16 protein-coding genes are annotated in these 26,470 nt (G+C 36.1%); 14 read left to right on the top strand and 2 right to left on the bottom strand.

The genetic code is table 11. The features are described from left to right. The first annotated feature begins 178 nt into the window (after positions 1–178). The 4 genes from RMN97_RS00985 (at position 179) to RMN97_RS00970 (ending at position 4,721) form a co-directional block, all read left to right on the top strand. Positions 179–1,936 (top strand): DUF885 domain-containing protein, encoded by a 1,758-nt coding sequence (locus tag RMN97_RS00985; RefSeq protein ID WP_309612656.1) that lies wholly within the window; start codon positions 179–181, stop codon positions 1,934–1,936. A gap of 42 nt (positions 1,937–1,978) precedes the next feature. Beyond that, a complete protein-coding gene (locus RMN97_RS00980) occupies positions 1,979–2,830 on the top strand; it encodes an SRPBCC domain-containing protein (protein WP_309612655.1) in 852 nt (283 codons plus the stop codon). Positions 2,831–2,873: 43 nt separating this feature from the next. Then, positions 2,874–3,314, top strand: a complete 441-nt coding sequence (locus tag RMN97_RS00975) for a VOC family protein (protein WP_309612654.1) — start codon at positions 2,874–2,876, stop codon at positions 3,312–3,314. Between the two features lie 81 nt (positions 3,315–3,395). After that, positions 3,396–4,721 (top strand): amidohydrolase, encoded by a 1,326-nt coding sequence (locus tag RMN97_RS00970; protein ID WP_309612653.1) that lies wholly within the window; start codon positions 3,396–3,398, stop codon positions 4,719–4,721. 36 nt (positions 4,722–4,757) lie between these two features. Here RMN97_RS00970 and RMN97_RS00965 read toward each other — a convergent pair whose 3' ends face one another. Together RMN97_RS00965 and glmM are read right to left on the bottom strand one after the other, a co-directional pair. Continuing rightward, the gene (locus tag RMN97_RS00965) at positions 4,758–5,465 is read right to left on the bottom strand and encodes a hypothetical protein (protein ID WP_309612652.1); all 708 of its coding nucleotides are present in this window, start codon (positions 5,463–5,465) and stop codon (positions 4,758–4,760) included. Positions 5,466–5,594: 129 nt separating this feature from the next. After that, complete coding sequence (gene glmM / locus RMN97_RS00960; protein WP_309612651.1) at positions 5,595–6,986, bottom strand: phosphoglucosamine mutase; 1,392 nt, start codon at positions 6,984–6,986, stop codon at positions 5,595–5,597. A gap of 179 nt (positions 6,987–7,165) precedes the next feature. On the opposite strand from glmM, the gene RMN97_RS00955 reads away from it, so the two are divergent. The 10 genes from RMN97_RS00955 to gltB form a co-directional block, all read left to right on the top strand. Then, positions 7,166–7,756 carry an acyl carrier protein phosphodiesterase gene (locus RMN97_RS00955; RefSeq protein ID WP_309612650.1) on the top strand — a complete coding sequence of 197 codons (591 nt, stop codon included), beginning with the start codon at positions 7,166–7,168 and terminating at the stop codon, positions 7,754–7,756. Between the two features lie 9 nt (positions 7,757–7,765). Then, positions 7,766–9,484 carry a gamma-glutamyltransferase gene (gene ggt, locus RMN97_RS00950; RefSeq protein ID WP_309612649.1) on the top strand — a complete coding sequence of 573 codons (1,719 nt, stop codon included), beginning with the start codon at positions 7,766–7,768 and terminating at the stop codon, positions 9,482–9,484. A 77-nt stretch (positions 9,485–9,561) separates the two neighbouring features. Continuing rightward, entirely contained in the window at positions 9,562–11,382 is a 1,821-nt protein-coding gene (locus RMN97_RS00945; protein ID WP_309612648.1) for a chloride channel protein, read from the top strand. A gap of 270 nt (positions 11,383–11,652) precedes the next feature. Continuing rightward, the gene (gene uvrA / locus RMN97_RS00940) at positions 11,653–14,484 is read left to right on the top strand and encodes an excinuclease ABC subunit UvrA (protein ID WP_309612647.1); all 2,832 of its coding nucleotides are present in this window, start codon (positions 11,653–11,655) and stop codon (positions 14,482–14,484) included. A 139-nt stretch (positions 14,485–14,623) separates the two neighbouring features. Continuing rightward, positions 14,624–15,346, top strand: coding sequence for a TIGR00730 family Rossman fold protein (locus tag RMN97_RS00935; RefSeq protein ID WP_309612646.1), 723 nt, complete (start codon positions 14,624–14,626; stop codon positions 15,344–15,346). Between the two features lie 84 nt (positions 15,347–15,430). Further along, on the top strand, positions 15,431–16,864 hold the full coding sequence (locus RMN97_RS00930; protein WP_309612645.1) for an MBOAT family O-acyltransferase: 1,434 nt from the start codon (positions 15,431–15,433) through the stop codon (positions 16,862–16,864). Next, positions 16,864–17,751, top strand: a complete 888-nt coding sequence (locus RMN97_RS00925) for a hypothetical protein (protein WP_309612644.1) — start codon at positions 16,864–16,866, stop codon at positions 17,749–17,751. The genes RMN97_RS00930 and RMN97_RS00925 overlap by 1 nt, the downstream gene beginning before the upstream one ends. Next, the gene (locus RMN97_RS00920; RefSeq protein WP_309612643.1) at positions 17,748–20,561 is read left to right on the top strand and encodes an aminopeptidase; all 2,814 of its coding nucleotides are present in this window, start codon (positions 17,748–17,750) and stop codon (positions 20,559–20,561) included. The genes RMN97_RS00925 and RMN97_RS00920 overlap by 4 nt, the downstream gene beginning before the upstream one ends. A 187-nt stretch (positions 20,562–20,748) precedes the next feature. Continuing rightward, positions 20,749–23,160, top strand: a complete 2,412-nt coding sequence (locus tag RMN97_RS00915; RefSeq protein WP_309612642.1) for a thiamine pyrophosphate-dependent enzyme — start codon at positions 20,749–20,751, stop codon at positions 23,158–23,160. A 235-nt stretch (positions 23,161–23,395) separates the two neighbouring features. Further along, positions 23,396–26,470: glutamate synthase large subunit (gltB, locus tag RMN97_RS00910; protein WP_309612641.1), on the top strand; the 3,075-nt coding region annotated here is incomplete at its 3' end.

The following is a 26,470-nucleotide window of genomic DNA, read 5'->3' as shown; positions in this document are numbered from 1 at the left end:
AGTAAAAAAAATAAACCACAAATTCGCAAATTAAATTCCAAGAATAAATAATTTGCGAATTTGCGGTAAAATCTTTTTAAAATTTGAAAGTGAATAGTTTTAAACTAAATTTAAGACCAATAAAAGCAACAGATTTTTTTCGTAAATTCGTAATCCAAAATTAATCAAAATCAATCTCATGAAAAAATCCTTTGCTGCACTTTTTGTTTTGTTAACCATCACATTCGTTAGTTGTAAATCTGATCAAAAAGAAAACAACGACAACACTGACGCCAACTTCGCGTCTTTTGAAACCAAATTTCTAGACGCTTACTGGAAACAATATCCTTCAGGCTCTATAGCTCAGGGTTATGGAAAATATTATGATAAATTAGTTGTTCCAAACGCCGCAACTTTTGCAGATAATGTTGCTTTTTCTAAAAAATGGTTAGCCGATTTAGACGCTTTGGATTATGACAAATTAAGCGACAACAACAAGATAAGTTCCAACATCATAAAAAACCAATTGGAAAGCGATATTTGGTATACTACCGTTTTTAAACAACAAGAATGGGATGCTTCTGTTTATAATATTAGTGGCTCTTGTGACTACATCATCAATCAACCTTATGCGCCTTTGGATGAACGTTTGAAAATCCTAACTAAATATTTGGAGAATTCGGATGCCTACTACAAAGCGGCATTGGAGAATTTGAAACAACCAACCAAAGAGCATCTGGAAATGGCTATCAATCAAAACAAAGGCGGAATCCAATTGTTTGGAAAATCACTTACCGATTCGATTGCAGCTTCACATTTGAGTTCAGCTGAGAAAGAAGCGTTGCAAAAAAACATCACCAAAGCAACTACAGCAATGAATGATTATGTAACTGGTTTGCAAAAAATTGATGCTGATAAAAATTTCAAATTCAAAGATTATAGAATTGGTAAAAAACTATTTGCCGAAAAATTTAAATACGACTTAGCCACCAATTTTACTCCGGAACAGATTTATGACAAGGCTGTAGCCGATAAGAAAATGTGGCACAACAAAATGTATGTTACAGCAGCTAAAGTTTGGAAAAAATACTATCCAACACAAGCCAAACCAAAAGACAGCTTAGAAGTAATCCGAATGGTATTGAGCAAAATGCAGAACAATCACGCTACACCGGCTAATTTTTATCCAACGCTAAAAAAACAAGTAACCGATTTGAAAAAATTCATTATCGAAAAAAAGCTGTTCGATTTTGATACTGCTTCTACTCCAATTGTGGTTCGCTACATGCCGGAATATGCAAGAGGATTTGCACTGGCAAGCGCTGAATTTATTCCGCCCTATCAAAAAAAGGGAACAACCTATTACAACATTGATGACGTAACCCAATATTCGCCAGCTAAAGCCGAAAGTGCTTTGCGCGAAACCAATACCTATTCTTCGCAGATATTATCCATCCACGAAGCCGTTCCCGGACATTGCGTTCAAGGGATTTACAACAACAAAAAATCACCGGTTGTATTGCGTTCCGTATTCCAAAATGGTGCCATGATTGAAGGCTGGGCAGTGTATACTGAAGGCATGATGGTAGAAAACGGTTGGGGAAATCACGAACCTGAAATTGAATTGGCATTGGGTATATGGAAACTTCGTGAGTTGGCAAATGTGATTATTGATTACGATATTCAATGTCTGAACAAACCAAAAGAAGACATCGTAAAACTATTATCAAAAGAGTGTTTTCAAACCTATCAACAAGTTGAAGAGAAATACCACAGAGCTACGGTTTCACAAGTACAGCTTTGTTCTTATTTTAGTGGTGCAACGGCAATTCAGCAGTTGAGAGATGATTATAAAAAGAAAATGGGCAATAAATACAGCCTTAAAGATTTTCATGAGAAATTCCTAAGCTTTGGAAGTTCGCCAGTGAAATATATTCGTGAACGAATGCTGGAATAGTATTCAGTTGGCAGTAACAGTTATCAGTAAAAAGCAATAATCATGAAAAAGATAACCTTTTCAATTGACATCAATGCTCCCAAAGAAAAAGTATGGTATTCGCTTTGGGACGAAGAAAACTACGAAAACTGGACAAGCGCTTTTTCAGAAGGTTCGCATGCAATTTCTGACTGGAATGAAGGAAGCAAGATTTATTTCTTAGGATCAGGTGGTGGCGGTGGAATGAGTTCCAAAATCAATATCAAAGAACCTTTTAACATCATGTCCTTTAAGCACATGACCGAGATAAAGGATTTTAAGGAACTTCCGATTACGAAAGAAACAGAATCGTGGTCTGGTTCAGAAGAGCGTTATGATTTAAGTGAAAATAATGGAATTACAACAGTTACTGTAACAATAGATGTGGTAGAAAAATTTGCCAATTATTTCAGTGAAACTTTCCCAAAAGCTTTGCAGAAACTTAAAGAAATCGCAGAAAGCGAGACCAAATCCATTACAGTTAGAATTTCTACAAAAGAAAACCTTGAAAAAGTTTGGGATTATTTTACACAACCAAAACATATCGTCAATTGGAACAATGCTTCAGACGATTGGCATTGCCCAAAATCAGAAAATGATTTAAAAGTTGGCGGTACATTTACGGCAACTATGGCTTCCAAAGATGGCGCGATGAGTTTTGATTTTATGGGAACATATACTGAAGTTGCTCCAATGAAAAAATTCGTTTACACCATTGCTGACGGAAGAAAAGTAACTGTAAAGTTTGATGTTTTAGATGGAAATGTAATCCTAACCGAAAACTTTGAACCCGAAAACGTTCATTCCATCGAACTACAAAGAGGCGGATGGCAGGCAATATTAGACAACTTTAAAAAATACCTTGAAAACAATTAGCAGATAAACCTTTTAAACTTTATAAACTCATAAACTTAAAAAAATGGCATCAATTAATCCTTACCTAATTTTTAACGGAAATTGCGAAGAAGCATTCCTATTTTACAAATCAGTTTTTGGTGGTGAGTTTCCCTATATTGGAAAATTCAGCGACATGCCACCATCAGATGATCCAAATTGTCCTCCGCCATCGGCAGAAGATGCCAATAGAATTATGCACGTTTCTTTGCCAATTGGGAATACCATTTTAATGGGAAGCGACAGTCATTCACAAAGTGGTGATGTAGTTATTGGAGCGAATGTTTCTATTTCTATTAATACTGAAAGCCGTGCAGAATCCGATAGATTATTCAATGGATTGTCGGCAGGTGGAAATCCTTTTATGCCAATGTGTGATACTTTTTGGGGTGCATATTTCGGAATGTTCGTTGACAAATTTGGCATTCATTGGATGGTAAATTTTGATGAAGCTCCACAGAAATAAGAATAACAAACAAGTTCCACAAAGGCATTTCGAAAGGAATGCCTTTTTTTTTAATATATTAGCCTACAAAACTTTACAACCATGAAAACCAAACGACTTTTTTTACTTTCATTTTTCTATATTGCTCTTTTGTCTGTATCCAATATAAATGCTCAAAAAGCCAATTACACAAATGCCATTAACACCGCTGCCGACAAAATAGAATCCAAAGTTATTGCTTGGCGACACGATATTCATGAACATCCGGAACTGGGAAACCGCGAATTACGCACTGCTGCTTTAATTGCTAAACACTTGCAATCACTAGGCATTGAAGTAAAAACCGGAGTTGGAATCACAGGTGTTGTCGGAATCTTAAAAGGAGACAAACCTGGTCCAGTTGTAGCACTTCGTGCCGATATGGACGCGTTGCCGGTTGAAGAAAAAAACAATTTGCCTTATTGTTCCAAAGTAAAAACCATGTACAACGGAAAAGAAACTTCCGTAATGCATGCCTGCGGACATGATGCACACGTAGCTATATTAATGGGAGTTGCCGAGATTCTTTCGGGTATGAAAAAAGACTTGAAAGGCACTGTGAAATTTATCTTTCAGCCAGCCGAAGAAGGTGTGCTTCCAGGAGAAGAAGGAGGCGCAGCGCTTATGATAAAAGAAGGTGTACTCGAAAACCCCAAAGTGGATGTGATTTTCGGGTTGCATATGTCTGCCCAAACAGAAGTGGGTAAAATTAATTATCGTCCCGGTGGTTTCATGGCAGCTGTTGGCACAGTCAAAATAACCGTAAATGGAAAACCATCACATGGTGCCTATCCTTGGTTTTCCGTTGATCCAATTGTTGTGTCGGCGCAAATCATCAATAATCTGCAAACTATTGTTAGCCGTAATGTCAATATCACACAAAATCCTGCTGTGGTTACTATTGCTTCTATTCATGGTGGAAATCGGGATAATATCATTTCTGAAAATGTTGAAATGTTAGGTACCGTAAGAACTTTTACTGACGATGATGAAAAACTTATCTATGCACGAATCAGACAAATCGCTGAAAAAACTGCAGAAGCTGCCGGAGCAACTGCAGAAGTAATATTACCATATGACCACTACTATCCGGTTACATTCAATAACGAAAAACTAACAGCTGCTATGCTGCCATCACTACAAAAAGCTGCGGGCAAAGAAAATGTAAATTTAGTGCCAGCCATTACTGGTGCTGAAGATTTCTCTTTCTTCCAACAGAAAGTACCTGGTATGTACTTTTTTATTGGTGGCTTGCCAAAAGGAGCCGATGTTAAAGCTTCCGGTCCACATCATACGCCTTCCTTTATAATAGATGATAATGCGTTTAAAACCGGACTAAAAGCAACCTGCAATTTAGTTTTCGATTATATGGAAATGAATAAGAAATAAAGACAAAACCCTTTCCAATTGGAAAGGGTTTTCATTTTACTTGTTACTTTTTTTAGGACCTTTTTCGCCTGGTAATCCTTTTTCGTTAATCGCCATATAACTTCCGCCTTTGATTTCTATCAGGAAGTCTACCGAGCCACTTTTAGTAGCACTTCTGCCAGCAGACATTCCTCCTGTATTAGTTCCTTGCGATTGCGACATTCCCCAACTCCAGGAAGCAGTCATCGTATAGGTTCCATCGGGCAAATCATTTGGCAAATCACATTCGCCATTCGTCACCGCTAATTCTCTTTTAATGTCTTTATTTGAAACCACAAAATTAATATCCTGAACATTTACTTTACCCACACCCAAACCAGTTGAGGCAGCATCACTTGCTTCTACAACCTCTTCTATTTTTTGTGATGCTCTTCCGGAAGCTTGCCCGGTAGCCATATCTCTTGGACTTTTAACTTGCTGAACGGAATTATCTGTCGCACTAACTCTGTATTCTTTTATTATACGGATAGGTGAATATTGCCTTCTTCCTGTAGCCATTCCACTGGAGGTTTCTTTTGGTGCTGCAACACTGCTTTCAAAAACAATCGAACTCCCATCAGCTGTAGCGGCCACTCTGCATTTTACATTTTTTTTAAGATCATAACCCGCAGTTTTGGCAACGGCAGCGATTTCCTGTGCAAACATTTGATTGGTAGCAAACCCAAAAGCAATAAACGATAGCGTAAAAATAATTTGTCTTTTCATGATTTCTAATTTTAAAAGTTATCTGGATTAGTTATTCGATTCAAAACAATAATCAACCAAATTTACACAAAAAAACCACCAAAATTGATTTTTGATGGTTTCATTTCTAAAGCTTGTTTCGATACTATATTAAATCCCAGCCACTGCTTTTATCTCGTCGATAATTCGAACAGCCAAATCATCTGCTAACTGCTGCGTTTGTGCTTCCGTATAAATTCTGATAATAGGTTCAGTATTCGATTTTCTTAAATGAACCCAATTTTCGGCAAAGTCTATTTTTACGCCGTCAATCGTATTGATTTCTTCATTTTTATATTTCTCTGTCATAGCAACCAAAATTGCATCCACATCAATTTGCGGTGTTAGTTCTATTTTGTTTTTGCTCATATAATATTGCGGATACGATGCTCTCAATTCGGCAACGGTTTTGTCTTGGTTTGCCAAATAAGTTAAGAACAAAGCTACTCCAACTATACTATCTCTTCCGTAATGCGATTCCGGATAAATGATTCCGCCGTTTCCTTCGCCACCAATTATGGCATTGGTTTTTTTCATCAACTCAACTACATTCACTTCACCAACGGCACTTGCCTGATAACTTCCATTGTGTTTGTTGGTAATGTCTCTCAAAGCACGAGAAGACGACATATTCGAAACCGTATTTCCCGGAGTTTTACTCAATACATAATCGGCGCAAGCCACTAAAGTGTATTCTTCGCCAAACATTTCGCCATCGTTAGAAATGAAAGCCAAACGATCTACATCTGGGTCAACTACAATTCCGAAATCAGCTTTTTCTTCTACGACCAATTTACAAATGTCTCCCAAATGCTCCTTCAAAGGTTCAGGATTATGCGGAAAATGCCCGTTTGGTTCGCAGTATAATTTTACGCACTCCACGCCCATTTGCTCTAACAACTTCGGAATAATAATGCCACCCGAAGAATTCACACCATCAACAACCACCTTGAATTTTCTTTTAGCAACAGCTTCGGCATCCACCAACGGCAAATCCAAAACGACATCAATGTGAATATCCATATAGGCATCATTCACCGTAATTTCTCCCAAAGAATCCACATCCGAAAAATCAAAAGCTTCCGATTCGGCTATTTCTAAAATCAATTCGCCCTCTTTTCCGCTTAAAAATTCGCCTTTGGCATTTAATAATTTCAAGGCATTCCATTGTTTTGGATTATGCGATGCTGTTAGAATAATTCCACCATCAGCTCCTTCCATCGGAACAGCAATCTCAACCGTTGGTGTCGTTGACAATCCCAAATCGATAACATCAATGCCTAATCCAAGCAACGTATTCATCACCAAATTATGAATCATCGGTCCCGAAATACGGGCATCACGACCAATTACAACTTTTAATTTTCTATTGTCATTGCTATTGTTTTTTAAAAAAGTTCCATAAGCAGAAGCAAATTTCACCGCATCAACCGGCGTTAAATTATCACCTACTTTGCCGCCAATGGTACCGCGAATTCCTGATATAGATTTTATTAAAGTCATTTTGTGTTTTGTTTAGGAGTACAAATATAAAAAAGTTACTGAGTAGCTGAGTAGCTGAGTAGCTAAGTTTTTGACAAAAGTTACTGAGTGGCTGAGTGGCCGAGTTGCTAAGTTTTTTCTATATTTACGAAAACAAACTCAGTTACTTAGTAACTCAGGCACTTAGACACTCTAAATAAATGAACTTTCTAGCGCACATATATCTTTCCGGCGACAACGATTTGTTAAAAATCGGGAACTTTATGGCGGATAGTATTCGCGGACATAGTTATGATGTTTATCCAATGGAAATTCAAAAGGGAATTCTGCTACATCGTTCGATAGATAGTTTTACCGATATGCATCCCATTTATAGGCAAAGCAAGCATCGTTTACATGAAAAATACGGTCATTATTCGGGTGTTATTATGGATATTTTTTATGACCATTTTTTAGCCAAAAATTGGAAAAATTATTCTAGTGAGAACCTTCATGATTATGCCGAAAACTTCTATCTTTTACTTAAAGAAAATTACGATATACTCACCGAAAGAGTAAAAGGAATGATGCCTTATATGATTGCCCGAAATTGGTTAGTGAGTTATTCAACAATTAAAGGTTTGCAAATGATAATGTTTCATATGGATCATCGCACCAAAAACCGTGTGGATATGCACGAATCTATTGTGGAACTCCAACAATTCTACACCGAGTTTGAAACAGAATTCAAGCTGTTTTTTGAAGAATTGCGTCAGCATTGTGCAGAAAAAATAAAAGAACTGAATGACTAATTATTTTTTATGAAATCGAAGATTCACGAATTCCAAAAAAACAATTTTAAAATTATAAGTAAAAAGTATTTCTTTCTCTTTTTTCTAATTCCCTTTTCGATTTATTCCCAACAGAAAGGACTCGTAACCGAAAAAGCGATGGTCGTTTCGGCACGAGAAGAAGCTTCCAAAATTGGCGTTGACATTATCAAAAAAGGAGGCAATGCGTTTGATGCTATGATAGCAACTCAACTAGCTTTAGCCGTGGCTTATCCTTATGCTGGAAATATTTCCGGTGGTGGATTTATGGTGTACCGAAAAGCAAATGGTGATGCTGGTTCGTTAGACTTTCGCGAAAAAGCACCACAGAAAGCCAGCAAAAACATGTATCAAGATAAAGCCGGAAATGTGATTCCAAAGCTGAGTACCAATGGCGCTTTATCTGTTGGTATTCCGGGAAGCGTTGCGGGAATTTTTGAAGTTCATAAAAAGTTTGGCAAACTTCCGTTAAAAGATGTATTCCAGCCTTCAATTGATTTGGCAGAAAAAGGAATAATTGTAACCGAAAAAGAAAAATCAAAACTAGATGAATATCGTGCTGTCATCGTAAAAATTAGCGGAGATAAAACCTTATACAATAAAACATTTCAAGTTGGTGACACTATCAAATATTTAGCTTTAGCTAATACGCTGAAAGAAATTCTGAAAAACGGAAAAGACGAGTTCTATAAAGGAAATACGGCAAAAAAGTTAGTGGCATTTATGAAACAAAAAGGCGGCATTATCACAAGGAAAGATTTAGCCGATTACAAAGTCGTTTGGCGCAAACCGATACGTTTTAAATACAAAGAATTAACTATTATTTCGATGGCACCACCATCAAGCGGTGGAATTACTTTGGCACAAATCATGAAGATGATCGAACCGTATGATGTTTCGAAATTAGGTTATAATTCACCGCAATACATTCAGCTTTTGGTTGAAGCAGAACGCAGAGCCTATGCCGACAGAAACTATTTTCTTGGCGATCCTGATTTTGTCAAAATTCCGCAAAAGCAATTATTAAATGAAACCTATCTGAAAGACCGAATGAGGAGTTTTTCCTTTGAAAAAGCAACTTCTTCTGCAGATGTAAGTCACGGAAATGTTTCCGTTTATGAAAGTACGGAAACCACACATTACTCTATTGTTGATACCGAAGGCAATGCCGTTGCAGTTACAACAACCCTAAATGATGCTTATGGTTCCAAATTGTATTGCGACGAATTGGGTTTCTTTTTAAACGACCAGATGGATGATTTTTCAGCAAAACCCGGCGTTCCAAATCTTTACGGTTTGGTTGGAGCTGAAGCCAACAGCATCGCGCCAAAAAAGAGAATGCTGAGTTCGATGACACCAACCATCGTTGAGAAAAACGACAAACTTTTAATGTTGCTAGGTTCACCTGGCGGTTCCACCATTATAACTTCGGTTTTGCAGACGATTTTGAATGTCTATGAATTTAAAATGACCATGCAGCAAGCCGTTGATGCTCCAAGATTTCACAACCAATGGCTGCCTGATTACATCATGGTGGAACCCAATAAATTTGATAAAATCACCTTGCAAAATCTTATGTCTAAAGGATATAGCATCAATGAAAAATTCGCTCCTGTTTTAGGAAAAGTAGATGCCATCTTAATCCAACCCGACGGAAAACTAGAAGGTGGAGCTGATTTTCGTGGCGATGATAAAGCGGCGGGATTTTAAATTTAACTTATTTAAAAAATTAATGTTGTGAAATACTGCTTTTAAGAAGTATTTTAGCATTCCAAAGATTTGAATAAATGCCAAAGAGTAAAACTTCCTTTTTTAAAATTATATTCAGAAGTGTTTTCAGAAGAGCTGAGAATTTAATTTACCTTTTGAAAGACAAACTAAGCGAGCGAAATTTTATTTATGTAGCCAGTGTGCTTGTGGCGATTACATGTTCGTTAGCCGTAATTATTCTTAAAAGTTTTGCCCATAATATTTTCCTTTGGGCTAATGACATCAACGGATTTTTAAAACTTCCGTATATCAATAGTTTGCTGCCCGTAATCGGGATTGTATTAACCGTTTTTGTGGTTCGGAATTTTTTGAACAATCACATAGAAAAAGGTAGTTCCAAAATACTTTACGCTGTCGCCCGAAAAGGCGGTATCGTTCCCAAAAAACAAATGTATGCCCAAATCGTAACGAGTTCCTTAACTGTTGGGCTTGGTGGTTCCGCAGGATTGGAAAGTCCAATTGTAATTACAGGCGCAGCTTTTGGTTCCAACTTTGCGCAGAAATATCATTTGTCACAAAAAGACCGAATTCTTCTTTTAGCTTGTGGTGTCGCAGCGGGAATTGGAGCAGCTTTTAACGCGCCCATCGCCGGAGTTTTATTCGCCATTGAAGTAGTTTTGACCGATGTTTCGATTTCAGCTTTTATTCCCATTATTATTTCTGCGGCCACAGGTGCTCTGATGTCTAAAGTTACGTTGAGTCCGGATACAATTCTGAATTTTGAACAGACATTAAAATTTGATTACCACAACACGCCCTTTTATATTCTTTTGGGAGTTTTAGCAGGCTTTGCTTCCATTTATCACGCCCGTAATTTCCAGAAAGTTGAAAAGTTTTTTGGCACTTTTAAAAACAAAGGCTATCGCAGAGCTTTGTTTGGCGCTACTATTTTAGCGGTTTTGATTTTCTTTTTTCCAACATTATTTGGTGAAGGTTATGAAAGCATAAAAACATTGGCCTCAAAAAACCCAAACATTTTATTGGACAACACCATACTCGAACCATTCAAAAGCAGCGAATGGATTTTATTGGCGTTTGTTGGCGTAACCATGATGCTAAAAGCTTTTGCCACCGGATTAACTTTGGGCAGCGGTGGAAACGGAGGAAATTTTGCGCCTTCACTTTTTGTGGGTTCGTATCTTGGTTTTTTTGTTTCCAAAACAGTGAATCTTCTTAACTTCACACATCATTTACCAATCGCCAATTTTACCATAGTTGGCATGGCCGGAATTCTGAGTGGTTTGTTTCATGCGCCTTTAACGGCTATTTTCCTTATTGGTGAAATCACCGGCGGTTATGATTTGATGGTGCCGTTGATGATCGTTTCTTCCATAAGTTATGCCGTTTCTAAACAATTTGAAAAGCATTCGATGGATGTAAAAGCATTGGCTGACAAAGGCGATGTTTTTACCAGTGATAAAGACAAAAATATTTTGCAAAGCATTGACCTTTATAATCTCGTTCAGAAAAACTTCAAAACCCTAACACTGGAAAATTCTGTTGAAAGTGTGGTGGAAATTTTCTCCACAACCGACCAAAAAATTATTCCAATTCTTAATGAAGAAAAATCACTGGTCGGAATTGTTGCTTTTGATGAAGTCAAATCCTTTATTTTTAATCCTTATCATGTGAAGTTTTCTTCTATGAGCGAAATCATTAGCCAGCCTAAAGCCATTATTTTATTGGAAGACAAAGTAGAAAAAGTTATGAAACAATTTGAAACTACCAATGCTTCCATTCTGCCTGTAATTCAAAAAGGAAAATACTTTGGCTTTCTTTCTAAAATTGATGTTTTAGAAAATTATCGCCAGCACTTAAAAGAAATGATTATTGATTAGTGTATTGGTTTGCAATTAATAAATTGTGTCAAATAATTAACTTTTGAAGTTAAATCAAAATTCAATTAGAACATAAATGTCAGTCTGAGCTTGTCGAAGACCAAAAAAAGAGGCACTTCGACAAGCTCAGTGTGACAAATTGCAATAAATAAAGTATAAAAAACAACTATACCCAACGGTTATATATTAGATTCTTTTAACAATAACTTCTCAACTGTCTACCTAAAAATTCCTTTCAAAACACTACCTTTGCGTTTTGCAAAAAATGCTATGCTAGATACTGAAAATACGATTGAAGTTCTTGGTGCCCGTGTGCACAATCTGAAGAATATAGACATCTCGATTCCCAGAGAAAAACTGGTGGTTATAACCGGACTTTCGGGTTCGGGAAAATCGTCTTTAGCATTTGACACCATTTATGCTGAAGGGCAGCGTCGTTATATTGAAACATTTTCGGCCTATGCACGTCAATTCCTTGGCGGATTAGAACGTCCTGATGTAGATAAAATTGACGGACTTTCTCCGGTAATTGCCATCGAACAAAAAACAACCAGTAAAAGTCCACGTTCGACTGTTGGAACCATTACCGAAATTTATGATTTCCTGCGTTTGTTGTATGCTCGTGCCGGAGAAGCCTATAGTTATGTGACTGGCGAAAAAATGGTTTCCTATTCGGATGATCAAATCAAAGAATTGATTATCAAAAATTTTACAGGAAAACGTATCAATATTTTGGCGCCAATTATACGTGCCCGAAAAGGTCACTACGCCGAATTGTTCCAGCAGATTACCAAACAAGGTTTTGTAAAAGTACGCGTCAATGGTGAAGTTCAGGATTTGCTTCCGGGAATGAAACTCGACCGTTATAAAACTCACGACATCGAAATTGTCATCGACAGAATGGTAATTGAGAACACTGAAGAGAATGAAAAACGCTTGACTGAAAGCATCAAAACCGCGATGTATCATGGCGAAAATGTATTGATGATTTTGGATCAGGATACGAATGAAGTGCGTTATTTCAGTAGAAATTTAATGTGTCCAACATCTGGAATATCCTATCAAAATCCGGAACCGAATTTGTTTTCATTCAACTCGCCGAAAGGTGCCTGCGAAGTATGTAAAGGATTAGGAACTGTGCACGAAATCAATCTGAAAAAGATAATTCCAAATCCAAAATTGTCTATCAAAAATGGTGGCTTTGCTCCGCTTGGTGAATATAAAAGTTCGTGGATGTTCAGGCAATTGGAAATCATTGGCGAAAAATTCGAATTCACTTTAACTGACGCAATAGAGAAAATTTCGGATGAAGCCATGGAAGTTATTTTGCACGGCGGAAAAGAAAAATTCTTGGTAGAATCGAAAACATTAGGTATTACTAAAGAATACAAAATTGAGTTTGAAGGCATATCGCATTTCATCAAAAACCAATACGACGAAAGTCAATCGACTTCCATAAAACGTTGGGCAAAAGAATTTATGGACGAAGTAAAATGTCCGGAATGTGAAGGCTCACGTTTGAAAAAAGAAGCGATGTATTTCCGAATTCACGAGAAAAACATTTTCGATTTATCGACTATGGATATTTCAGAATTATCAACTTGGTTTGAGGGTTTGGACATTCATTTGAATGAAAAACAAAAAATCATCGCAACGGAAATCGTCAAAGAAATCAAAGACCGTTTGCGTTTTTTGGTGAATGTTGGTTTGAATTATTTATCGATAAATCGCAGTTCCAAATCACTTTCCGGTGGTGAAGCACAACGTATTCGTTTGGCTACACAAATTGGTTCCCAATTGGTTGGCGTGCTTTATATTTTGGATGAACCTAGTATTGGTTTGCACCAAAGAGACAATGAAAAACTGATTCATTCGTTAGAACAATTACGCGACATTGGAAATTCTATCATTGTTGTAGAACATGACAAAGACATGATAGAACGTGCCGATTATGTGATTGACATCGGACCAAAAGCCGGAAAATTTGGTGGAGAAATCATCAGTAAAGGAACTCCAAAAGAATTATTGAAAGAACACACCATGACAGCCATGTATCTGAATGGTGAAAAGAAAATTGAGGTTCCGAAAAAACGTCGCGAAGGCAATGGAAAATTCTTAAAATTGACTGGAGCAACAGGAAATAACCTAAAAAATGTTTCCATCGAATTACCCTTAGGAAAACTGATTTGCGTAACCGGAGTTTCAGGAAGCGGGAAATCGACTTTGATAAATGAAACGCTGTATCCAATTCTGAATGCGTATTATTTTAACGGTGTCAAAAAACCGCAACCGTATAAAAAGATTGAAGGTTTAGAACATATAGATAAAGTAATCGACATCGACCAAAGTCCGATTGGCAGAACACCACGTTCCAATCCGGCGACATATACCGATGTTTTTTCGGAAATCAGAAGCTTGTACACCATGACACCTGAAGCCATGATTCGCGGTTATAAAGCGGGTCGTTTTAGTTTCAATGTTTCGGGCGGAAGATGCGAAACCTGTGAAGGTTCGGGAGTTCGAACGATTGAAATGAGTTTCCTTCCAGATGTTTATGTGGAATGCGAAACCTGTCAGGGCAAGCGTTTCAACAGAGAAACTCTGGAAATTAGATACAAAGGAAAATCTATTTCGGATGTATTGAATATGACTGTGGATGAAGCGGTTCCGTTTTTTGAAAACATCCCAAAAATCTATCGTAAAGTTAAAACCATACAAGATGTAGGTTTGGGTTACATCACTTTGGGACAACAAAGCACCACACTTTCGGGTGGTGAAGCACAACGTATCAAATTGGCAACAGAATTATCAAAAAAAGATACCGGAAACACCTTCTACATTATGGATGAACCTACAACCGGTTTGCATTTTGAAGATATTCGTGTGCTGATGGATGTGATTAATAAATTGGTTGACAAAGGCAATTCCGTTTTGATAATCGAACACAATATGGATGTGATTAAATTAGCAGATTACATTATCGATATTGGTCCGGAAGGCGGAAAAGCCGGTGGCGAAGTGGTTGCCAAAGGAACACCGGAAGAAATTGCGAAAAACAAAAAAAGCTATACTGCACCGTTTTTGAAAAAAGAACTAAATTAGCACGCTATTTTTTAGCCCGGATTGCAATGAAAATCCTTTTTTAAATTGCCACGGGGTTAACCCGTAGCAATTTAAAAAAGATTGAAATGGAAAGCCGGAAACAGCTCCTAATAAAAAATCAGAATAAAATTAGAATAAAATGAGACAAGATTTTCAAAATGAAGATGATAAAATCCATGATAAATTAAAACAAAAACCATGGAACGAAATAAGAACTAACGACTCATGGGCGATTTTTAAAATCATGTCCGAGTTTGTGAATGGTTACGAAAGCATGGCACGAATTGGACCTTGCGTTTCTATTTTTGGTTCTGCACGAACAAAACCCGATACCAAATACTATTTGTTAGCCGAGAAAATTGCGTATAAAATCAGTAAAGCCGGTTATGGCGTTATCACTGGAGGTGGTCCCGGAATTATGGAAGCCGGAAACAAAGGCGCTCATAATGGCGAAGGAACATCAGTTGGTTTGAACATTGAACTGCCTTTTGAGCAACATTACAATCCGTATATCGATAAAGATAAAAACCTAAATTTTGACTATTTCTTTGTCCGAAAAGTGATGTTTGTCAAATACTCACAAGGTTTTGTTGTAATGCCCGGCGGTTTCGGAACTTTGGACGAATTATTTGAAGCTGTAACACTTATCCAAACCAAAAAAATTGGAAAATTCCCAATCATATTGGTTGGTTCAGAATATTGGGCAGGATTATTTGAGTGGATAAAAACGGTGATGATTGAGAAAGAACACAATGCCAATCCGGATGATTTAAACTTGATTAAAATTGTGGATACCGAAGATGAAGTTGTTGAGGCTTTGGATAATTTCTACAAAAAATATAATTTGAGTCCAAACTTCTAATGTTTATTTTGCCACAAATTACACAAATTTCCACAAATTAATTTGTGCTAATTTGTGCAATTTGTGGTTTAACTTTTTATAAAGATGTTTTTCAACTCGCTACATTTTGCCATTTTCCTACCAATAGTTTTTCTGTTGTATTGGTTCATGCCAAATAAATCAAAGACTTCCCAGAACTATATTCTTATACTAGCGAGTTATTATTTTTATTCCTGTTGGGATTGGAGATTTTTATTTCTGTTACTTTTTTCAACGGTAGTAGTTTATTTTGCAGCGATTAAAATTGAAAATAGTGTTTCTACTACTTCCCGAAAAATTTGGCTTTGGTCGACCGTTATTCTTAATCTAAGTTTTCTTGGAATTTTTAAATACTATGATTTTTTTGTTAGTTCGTTTACCGATTTAACAAACAGTTTCGGCTTGCATTTGAATCCCTATTTACTAAAACTAATACTTCCTGTTGGAATTTCATTTTACACTTTTCACGGTTTATCATACATCATCGATATTTATTTTAAACGAATTAAAGCCGAACACAATTTTGTTGATTATTCATTATTTGTGAGCTATTTTCCTTTATTAGTTGCCGGACCAATTGAAAGAGCTACGCATCTATTGCCGCAATTAAAAGTAAAAAGAGAATTCAATTTCGAAAAAGCCAAAGAGGGAATCTACCAAATCATTTGGGGTTTGGTCAAGAAAGTGGTTATTGCTGATACGTGTTCGATGTATGCCAATGCCGTTTTTGAGAACTACAATTCTATGAACTCCTTGTCATTAATTCTGGGAGCAGTATATTTTGCTTTCCAAATCTATGGCGACTTTTCCGGGTACTCCGATATTGCTTTAGGAACTTCAAAACTGTTTGGAATCGATTTATTGAAAAACTTCGATTATCCTTATTTTTCTAGAGATATTGCTGAGTTTTGGCGCAAATGGCACATCTCACTTACCACTTGGTTTAGAGATTATATTTATATACCATTGGGCGGAAGCAGAGGTTCAAAACTATTTCAAATCCGAAATGTGTTTGTCATCTTCTTAATCAGTGGTTTTTGGCATGGTGCCAACTTTACCTATATCGCTTGGGGATTTATCAACGCTATGTATTTTATTCCGCTGTTGGTTTTAAACCGAAATAGAAACAATATTGAGGCCTTTACACTTTCTTTCAATTTGAGTTCATTACGAATTCTGTTCAACATTCTAATAACATTTACAATCACCTGTTTGGCTTGGATCTTTTTTAGAGCCAAAACAATTACCGACGCAATTTTGTATATCAAACGAATGGTAACCGATAGGCATTTTGCTCCGCAATATTTAAGCATCAAACGGTACAATTATGAAATTCTAATTATGATACTTTTATTCGTCATGATCGAATGGAATAATCGTTATAAAATAGAACCGCTTTCGGGAAAATTCAGTTGGCTGAAAGTGAGTTTGAGCATCATAGCCATCATCGCTTTAGGCATATTCACCGATTATAAAAACTTTATTTATTTTCAATTCTAATGAAAAAGTTTGTTGTTTATATTGGTAAACTTCTAATCCTCACAGTGCTTTCAGCAGTGTTGTTGGACATTGCCTATACAACAGTTTTTCTTAAATCGACGCAACGAAACAAGATTCAGCACATCATTACTTCAAAAGATAAAAACTTTGACGTGCTTTTTATGGGTTCATCGCGTACACAAAATCATATGGTTGCTAAAGTCTTCAACGACAAAGGCATCAAAGCGTTTAATTTAGGAATGAGCGGCTCCAAATTAGACGAAACAACTTTGCTTTTGAAACTAATGTTGGAACGAGATTTTAAAATCAAAAACATCATTTTAGATGTCGATTTGAATCTCAACAGCAATGCGTATTCCGTCGGCGTTCGCGCGATGTACATGCCTTATCTGCATTCTTCGAAAACCATTCAGCAGCATTATCAAAAGATTCCAGATTATAATAAATTGTTTTATATCCCGTTTTATAGGTATATTGAGAACGATGCCAAAATTGGTTTTAGGGAAATGTTCTTTACATTGGTTCACGAAAAATCAAATTCGTTGGATAATTTTGGCTATTATGCCTTGAAAAGTAAGGGGAAAAATATGAGTTATGACCTTACAGATTACAGTCCGAAACGAAATAGTGCCTACGAAGAAATAAAAGTCATTTGCAAAAAAAATAATATTCATTTAATAGCTATTGCCACGCCAATGTGCCAAGGTTCAGACAGCCAAAATTATTTTAATAGTATAAAGTCAGTTTATCCCGAAGTATATAACTATGAAGACAAAGTGACTGACGACAACTATTTTTCTTCATGCGGTCATATGAATATCAAAGGAGCAACGCTTTTTACAACCATTATTTTAAACGATTTCATCCAACATAAATTCCAAAATTGAAAAAATCTCTAATCATTATATTGCTCATTAGTCAGACCATTTTAGCGCAACATCATTCCAAAATGATTGTGGAAGTTGACAACGAAAAGAAGGAATTGACAGTTAATCAGGAATTGACATTCTTCAATCAAACCAATGACACATTGACCAATATCGTTTTGAACGATTGGATGAATGGCTATTCGTCAAAGAATACTCCATTGGCAGCACGATTTTCAGATGAGTTTGGAAGAAGTTTTCATTTGGCCAAAGAAAAAGAAAGAGGTAGAACTAGTGTTATTACTATTACTGATGGAAGCCAAACTTTGTTGACCTGGGAAAGAGATAAAAACTATCCCGATGTTATTCAAATTCGACTTAAAGAAAAGTTGCTACCCAATAAAAAAGCAATCTTTATGCTTAGTTATACTGTGAAAATTCCAAGCGATAAATTTACAAAATATGGCTATAGCGAAAACGGTAAAATGTACCTTAAAAACTGCTTTCTTATTCCGGCGCGATACGAAAATAAAGGGTTTGCCAGATATGACAATTTAAATTTAGACGATTGTGCCAACGCGCTTTCTGACTATGATATTGTTGTCAAAGTTTCACAAAATTTTGATTTGTTTTCAGATTTGAATGAAGTACAAAAAGAAACTGTAAACGGTTTAAACAGCTACCAACTGAAGGGTGAAAATCGTCTTGATTTCAATCTGTTTGTGGATGAGAAAAAAGATTTTGAAATCTTTAAAAACGGCACTTTTGAAGTTGTTTCTAATTTAAAAGATGATAGGTTAAACGATATTCAAAGAGCCATAGTAATTGATAGAATTGTGAATTATGTTTCAGAAAATCTAGGAAAATTTCAACAATCAAAAGTAACTGTTGCTCAAGCTGATTATGATAGAAATCCTTTTTACGGATTAAATCAATTGCCTTTTTTTATCAGCCCATTTCCAGATGAATTTTTATATGAAATTAAGTTTTTAAAAACCTATCTGAACAATTATTTGCACAACACTTTACAGCTTGATCCACGAAAAGATAACTGGATTTATGACGGAATTCAGGTCTATATCATGATGAAATATATAGAAGAATATCATCCTGATAGCAAAATGATGGGAAGTGTTGCCAAATTAAAATTATTGAAAGGGTATAATCTGGTAAGCCTTAATTTTAATGGCCAATATAGCTATTTATATATGCTGATGGCACGTAAAAACCTAGATCAGCCATTGTCAAATCCAAAAAATACACTAATCAAATTCAACGAAAAAATTGCCTCAAAATACAGAGCTGGATTAAGTTTTAGGTATTTAGACAGTTATCTTCAAAACGATGTAGTTCCAAACAGCATCAAACAATTTCTTGTTTTAAATACTACGCAGCAAACGCAACGAAAGGATTTTGAGAACATCTTAACCTCAGGCACTAGTAAAAACATTACTTGGTTTTTTGATAAAATAATCGATTCCCGAGACATTATTGATTTTAAATTTGACAAGGTTACCCGAACCAAAGACAGCGTTAGTTTTTCATTAAAAAACAAAACTGAAACCAATGTTCCTATCTCGGTTTATGGCATAAAAGATAAAAATATAGTCTATAAAAAATGGTTCGATAACGTTGCTTCTGACAGTGTTTATACTATTCCAAGAAATGATGCTGATAAAATTGTTATCAATTACAAAAATGAGGTTCCTGAGTTTAATCTTAGAAACAATTGGCATTCATTACACGGATTACGTCTTAACAATCGCCCGATAAAATTCAATTTTATGAAGGATTTGGAAGATCCGTATTACAACCAAATTTTATATGTTCCAACTTTGGAATACAATTTATATGATGGTTTGCTTCCCGGATTTCGTTTTCACAACAAAACCATTTTAGACAAACCTTTCATTTTTGATGTCAATCCAACGATTTCAACCAAAACAAAGAGTTTTTCGGGAAAAGGATTTGTCTATCTAAACCAATTCAATCGCGACAGTAATTTGTATCATATCCGTTATATGATGAGTGGACATTACCTGCATTATGCACCTGATGCTTATTATAAAAAATTAGCACCAACTGTTTTCCTTAATTTCAGACCAGATGATTTTAGAGACAACCGAAAACAGACTATTGTCATAAAAGAAATCATTGTAGACAAACAAAAGACAGCTTTTACAGTAAGTGAAAACAGCGAAAACTATCAAATTTTTAATGCTAAATATATCGATACTAAGACCGAAGTAACTAAGCATTTTTCGTTTTTAGGTGATTTTCAATATTCGAATGTCTATGGGAAACTGGCTGCTGAAATACAATATAGAAAGCTTTTTGACAACAACCGTTCGCTGAATCTTCGCTTGTTTGCCGGAACCTTTTTGCATAATAAAACTACTTCAAACTATTTTGATTTTGGTTTAGACAGACCATCCGATTATCTTTTTGAAAGCGAATATTTAGGTCGTTCTGAAACTACCGGATTGTTTAGTCAGCAATCTATTGTTGCCGATGGTTTTTTTAAGTCAAAACTGGAAACGAGAACCGCGAATCGTTGGATGACAACTCTTAATGCGAATTATAGTATATGGAGTTGGATTGAAGGATATGCCGATGTTGGTTTTATAAAAAACAAAGACGTCAACCCAAAATTTGTATACGATAGTGGAATTCGATTGAACCTAGTTACCGATTATTTTGAGTTATTTTTTCCTATTTATTCTAATAATGGCTGGGAAATTGGAGACAAAAACTATGGAGAAAAAGTTCGATTTATCATAACATTCCGACCGGAAACACTCATCAATCTTTTCACTAGAAAATGGTTTTAAAAACAAGTTAAGTTGTACATATATTGAACATTTGTATAAATATTTGATTTTTTATTAAATATTTTTCATCTAAACTTCTTTTTAGAACATTTAAATTACAGATAATTAAATTATATTTTCGAGTCATAATATAAATTTATTACTTCTTTTTATTTAAATTTGTTTCGTCACGAAATATTTTCCTTCTATGTCTGAAACTACATCCAAAACTGAAATTACATTTGAAGACTTCAAACAGGAAGTTTTAAATGATTATAAAATTGCCACAATAAGTAGAGAATGTAGTCTTTTAGGTCGAAAGGAAGTACTAACCGGAAAAGCAAAGTTCGGAATCTTCGGTGACGGAAAAGAAGTGCCACAATTAGCTATGGCAAAGGCATTTCAAAACGGTGATTTCCGCTCTGGTTATTATCGTGACCAGACTTTTATGATGGCAATTGGTGCCTTATCTATTCAACAATTTTTTGCCGGTTTATATGGTCATTCCGATTTAGAGCATGATCCAATGAGTGCCGGAAGACAAATGGGCGGCCATTTTACCACACATTCAATCGATGAAAACGGTAATTGGAAAAACCTAACCCAACAAAAAAATTCAAGCGCTGATATTTCTCCAACTGCTGCTCAAATGCCAAGATTATTGGGATTAGCACAAGCATCAAAAATATATAGAAACGTTCGCGGATTAGAAAACTTTACCAATTTCTCAAACAACGGAAATGAAGTTGCTTGGGGAACCATTGGTAATGCTTCCTCTTCGGAAGGGCCTTTTTTTGAAACCATCAATGCAGCTGGCGTTTTACAAGTTCCAATGGTAATCAGTGTTTGGGATGACGAATACGGAATTTCGGTACATGCCAAACATCAAACTACTAAAGAAAGTATTTCTGAAATTCTAAAAGGTTTTCAGCGTGATGAGAATAATAAAGGTTACGAAATTTTAACTGTCAAAGGTTGGGATTATCCTTCTTTAGTAGCAACTTACGAAAAAGCAGCCGAAATTGCCCGTGAAGAACATGTTCCGGTTTTAATTCACGTACAGGAATTGACACAACCACAAGGACATTCGACTTCGGGTTCACACGAACGTTATAAAGACGCTGACCGTTTATCTTTGGAAACCGAGTTGGATTGCGTGACTCAAATGAGAACTTGGTTACTTCAAAATGATTTGGCTACAGCCGAAGAATTAGATGCGATTCAAACCAACTCAAAAAAAGAAGTTATAGAAGGTAAAAAAATGGCATGGGCAGCTTTTATTTCCCCGATGAAAGAAGAACAACTGGAATTAATTTCGTTATTAAAAAGCATAGCAATTTCAAGTGCTAATAAAGTTTTTATCGAAAGACAAGCCGTTGATTTAGCATCTATAAAAGAACCTATCCGTAAAGAAATTTTAACGGTTGCCCGTAAAGTTTTGCGATTGCTTGTTAATGAAAATGGTAGACCGGAATTAGCAACTTGGATAACAAATTACATCAACAAAATCCGACCCAAATTCAGCTCACATTTATTTTCTCAATCAGATATAAATGTATTCAGCGATGCTGGCACAGAAGTACCTGCGAATTATGACGATGCTGCTGAGGAAGTAGATGCGCGTTTATTATTGCGTGATAACTTTGACGCACTATTCAATAAATACCCTGAATTGTTGATTTTTGGTGAAGATGCCGGAAACATTGGTGATGTTAACCAAGGATTGGAAGGCATGCAGGAAAAATATGGAGAACTTCGTGTGGCCGATGTTGGTATTCGTGAAGCTACTATTCTCGGACAAGGAATCGGAATGGCAATGCGTGGTTTACGCCCAATTGCCGAAATTCAATATTTAGATTATTTATTATATGCCATTCAAATCATGAGTGATGATTTGGCAACACTACAATACAGAACACGAGGCAGACAAAAAGCGCCTTTAATTATCAGAACTCGTGGACATCGTTTGGAAGGAATTTGGCATTCGGGTTCACCAATGGGAATGATTATCAATGCGATTCGCGGTATTCACGTTTTGGTGCCTAGAAACATGACTAAAGCAGCTGGTTTTTATAATACTTTGTTAGAAACGGATGAGCCGGCTTTAGTGATAGAATGTTTGAACGGTTATCGTTTAAAAGAAAAAATGCCAACCAATTTAGGGGATTTCAAAACACCAATCGGAGTGGTAGAAACCATCAAAACCGGGAATGATATTACCATTGTTTCTTACGGTTCAACACTTAGAATTATAGAACAAGCAGCAAAAGAATTACTTGAAGTTGGTATTGATGTAGAAATTATCGATGCACAATCGCTGTTGCCATTTGACATCAAAAAAGATTGTGTAAAATCAGTTATGAAAACAAACCGCTTGTTAGTAATTGATGAAGATGTTCCTGGTGGCGCATCTGCTTATATTTTGCAGCAAATTATAGACGAACATAATGGTTACCAATATTTGGATAGCCAACCACAAACGCTGACTTCAAAAGAACATCGTCCGGCATACGGAACTGATGGAGATTATTTCTCAAAACCATCGGCAGAAGATGTCTTTGAAAAAGTTTATGCCATTATGCACGAAGCAAAACCGGATAAATTTCTTAAGTTATATTAATGCTAAACCTAACAGGTTTCTAAAACCTGTCAGGTGTAAAACAAACAACACAACTTTAGTTTATTAAGTAATTTCCTTTATCCTATTTTGTGTAAATAGTAAAATAACTATCAAAAAATAGATAATTGATAATTCTACAACTATTTTATTATTGTTTTGATAAAAGTTAACACTTTCTTTCTATTTGTTGTTTTATATTTAATCATTTTGATAAATTAGTAAAAATTTATCAATAATGAAAGTCGAAGAACAAGGCCTTTACTTGCCCGAATTTGAGCATGACAATTGTGGCGCAGGATTTATTTGCAATTTAAACGGAATAAAAACCAATGATATAATTCACAAAGCACTCGATATTTTAATAAAATTAGAACATCGCGGTGCCGTAAGTGCAGATGGTAGAACTGGTGATGGTGCCGGAATTCTGTTTGATATTCCACATGATTTCTTTAAAAAAGTATGTCCATTTGAAATTCCGGAACCAAGACAATACGCGGTCGGAATGGTTTTTTTACCTAAAAGTGTCAATCAGGTTGCTTTCTGTAAAACAACATTTGAAGATGCCATTAACGAACAAAACCTAAAAATTATTGGTTGGCGTGATGTTCCTGTAGATGTTTCCAATCTTGGCCAAATAGCCGCAGAAAAAGAACCAACTATCAAGCAGGTATTTGTGAGTAAAAATGACTTAGACCTCACCGAGCAACAATTCAATGCCAAACTATTTGCAGCCAGAAAAATTGCTGAACACGTCATTATAAATTCCAAAATTTCAGAAAGCCATCGCTTCTATTTTACCAGTTTTTCTACTACAACCATAATCTACAAAGGGCTTTTAATGCCAGAAGACATTAGTCGCTATTACACTGATTTGGCTGATGACGACTTGGTTACCCGACTTGCCTTAGTGCATCAACGGTTTTCAACCAATACGTTTCCTTCATGGGAATTGGCGCAACCGTTTCGCTACATGTGCCACAACGGAGAAATCAATACGCTTCGTGGAAATATTAGCCGCATGCGTGCCCGCGAAGAATTAATGAAAAGTGATGTTTTTGGAGAAGACATAAAGAAATTATTCCCAATAATTTTAGAAGGAAAATCAGATTCCGCTTCGATGGATATGGTTATCGAATTATTGCTGATGACCGATCGCTCTTTGCCCGAAGTCATGATGATGGTTGTGCCCGAAGCTTGGGAAAAACACCAAACCATGTCAGAAGACAAAAAAGCATTCTATGAATACAATTCGTGTATCATGGAACCATGGGACGGACCAGCATCCATTCCGTTTACCGATGGAAATGTAATTGGTGCTTTACTCGACAGAAATGGTTTGCGTCCATCACGATATACGGTAACCAAAAGTGGTTTTGTAATTATGTCATCAGAAATTGGTGTACTCGATATCAAACCGGAAGACGTTGTACAACACGGAAGATTAGAACCTGGAAAAATGTTCCTGGTAGACATGAACAAAGGACGAATTATTGAAGACGAAGAAATAAAAAAAGCCATAGTTACCAAACGTCCATACAAAAAATGGTTAAACGAGAATCTGTTACAACTGGCTAAAATACCCTACACTAACAATCCAATTCCGGTTGAAACGGTAGCTTTCGAAACCCGACAACGCTTGTTTGGATACACCATTGAAGATTTAAAAACCATTATAAATCCAATGGGAGAAAGTGGTGCTGAAGCCATTAGCTCAATGGGAAATGACACGCCGCTTGCCGTTTTATCAGATCAACCTCAATTATTATACAACTACTTCAAACAGCAATTTGCACAGGTTACCAATCCACCATTAGACGGAATTAGGGAGGAAATTATTACTGATATTAGTCTGGCTATTGGTGGCGATTTCAACATATTTGATATTGAACCCAAGCATTGCAAAAAACTAAAAATCCAAAATCCCGTTATTTCCAATGAAGATTTGGATAAAATTAGAAACATCAATCATGTCGATTTCAAATCAGTAACTATTTCAACTTTGTATGAAATTGAAAAAGGTGTCAATGGTTTGGAACGCGGTCTAGAAAAATGTGTACAAGCCACTTTCAAAGCGGTTTCAGAAGGATGCAATATTGTAATTCTTTCGGATAGAAATGTAAGCGAAAAAATGGCGCCAATTCCGATGCTTTTGGCTTGTTCTTATATTCATCATTCTCTAAATATTCTGAAAGTACGCTCTAAATTTGGAATTTTAATTGAATCTGCAGAACCAAGAGAACCACATCATTTTGCGCTATTATTTGGTTATGGCGCCAGTGCTATCAATCCATATATGGTAAACGAAATTATTCATGAACAAGTAAATCAAGGTTTCATTACCAATGTAAAAGCAGACTACGCCATTAAAAATTACAATAAAGCGATTGCCAAAGGAATTCTAAAAATCATGAATAAAATTGGAATTTCGACCTTGCATTCCTACAGAGCGGCTCAAATTTTTGAAATCCTGGGATTAAATAAAAAGTTCACTTCAAAATATTTCCCAAATACGCCTTCACGAATTGAAGGAATTGGTTTGATGGAAGTTGAAAAAGAAGTCAAAGAAAGATACAAAAAAGCATTTCCAAATTCTGAAATATCCAATTTATTGCCACTCGAAATAGGAGGCATTTACAGATGGAGAAGAACTGGTGAAAAGCACATGTTCAATCCAACAACCATTGCAAAACTCCAGCAAGCCGTTAGATTAAACAGTCCGGAAAGCTATACCGAATATTCCAAAATGGTTAATGAACAAAGTGAAAACCTCATGACGATTCGTGGTTTATTTGAATTTAACAATTACGATCCAATTTCGATTGATGAAGTTGAACCTTGGACAGAAATCGTAAAAAAATTCAAAACCGGCGCCATGTCTTATGGCTCTATCAGTCAGGAAGCACATGAAAATTTGGCCATTGCCATGAACCGAATTGGGGGAAAAAGCAACTCAGGTGAAGGTGGTGAAGATGCAAAACGGTTCCAAAAAGACACTAACGGAGATTCCAGAAATAGTGCTATCAAACAAGTAGCATCGGGAAGATTTGGCGTTTCAATCAATTATTTGACCAACGCCAAAGAAATTCAAATCAAAATGGCTCAAGGTGCAAAGCCCGGAGAAGGCGGACAATTGCCTGGCGAAAAAGTTGTGCCGTGGATTGCAGAAACCCGAAATTCAACGCCTTATGTTGGACTGATTTCTCCGCCGCCACATCACGACATTTATTCGATAGAAGATTTATCACAATTGATTTTTGATTTAAAAAATGCCAATCGCGAAGCACGAATTAATGTGAAATTGGTTTCCGAA

The sequence above is a fragment of the Flavobacterium sp. genome, assembly GCF_031381455.1.
Taxonomy (GTDB): domain Bacteria; phylum Bacteroidota; class Bacteroidia; order Flavobacteriales; family Flavobacteriaceae; genus Flavobacterium.
The sequence above is the reverse complement of the archived record's forward strand: the minus strand, read 5'-3'. Positions and strand labels throughout refer to the sequence as shown.

Bases quoted from the DNA above. Each gene is read 5' to 3' on its own strand.
- RMN97_RS00985 (WP_309612656.1), top strand. From the start codon at position 179: ATGAAAAAATCCTTTGCTGCACTTTTTGTTTTGTTAACCATCACATTC.
- RMN97_RS00980 (WP_309612655.1), top strand. From the start codon at position 1,979: ATGAAAAAGATAACCTTTTCAATTGACATCAATGCTCCCAAAGAAAAA.
- RMN97_RS00975 (WP_309612654.1), top strand. From the start codon at position 2,874: ATGGCATCAATTAATCCTTACCTAATTTTTAACGGAAATTGCGAAGAA.
- RMN97_RS00970 (WP_309612653.1), top strand. From the start codon at position 3,396: ATGAAAACCAAACGACTTTTTTTACTTTCATTTTTCTATATTGCTCTT.
- RMN97_RS00965 (WP_309612652.1), bottom strand. From the start codon at position 5,465: ATGAAAAGACAAATTATTTTTACGCTATCGTTTATTGCTTTTGGGTTT.
- glmM (WP_309612651.1), bottom strand. From the start codon at position 6,986: ATGACTTTAATAAAATCTATATCAGGAATTCGCGGTACCATTGGCGGC.
- RMN97_RS00955 (WP_309612650.1), top strand. From the start codon at position 7,166: ATGAACTTTCTAGCGCACATATATCTTTCCGGCGACAACGATTTGTTA.
- ggt (WP_309612649.1), top strand. From the start codon at position 7,766: ATGAAATCGAAGATTCACGAATTCCAAAAAAACAATTTTAAAATTATA.
- RMN97_RS00945 (WP_309612648.1), top strand. From the start codon at position 9,562: ATGCCAAAGAGTAAAACTTCCTTTTTTAAAATTATATTCAGAAGTGTT.
- uvrA (WP_309612647.1), top strand. From the start codon at position 11,653: ATGCTAGATACTGAAAATACGATTGAAGTTCTTGGTGCCCGTGTGCAC.
- RMN97_RS00935 (WP_309612646.1), top strand. From the start codon at position 14,624: ATGAGACAAGATTTTCAAAATGAAGATGATAAAATCCATGATAAATTA.
- RMN97_RS00930 (WP_309612645.1), top strand. From the start codon at position 15,431: ATGTTTTTCAACTCGCTACATTTTGCCATTTTCCTACCAATAGTTTTT.
- RMN97_RS00925 (WP_309612644.1), top strand. From the start codon at position 16,864: ATGAAAAAGTTTGTTGTTTATATTGGTAAACTTCTAATCCTCACAGTG.
- RMN97_RS00915 (WP_309612642.1), top strand. From the start codon at position 20,749: ATGTCTGAAACTACATCCAAAACTGAAATTACATTTGAAGACTTCAAA.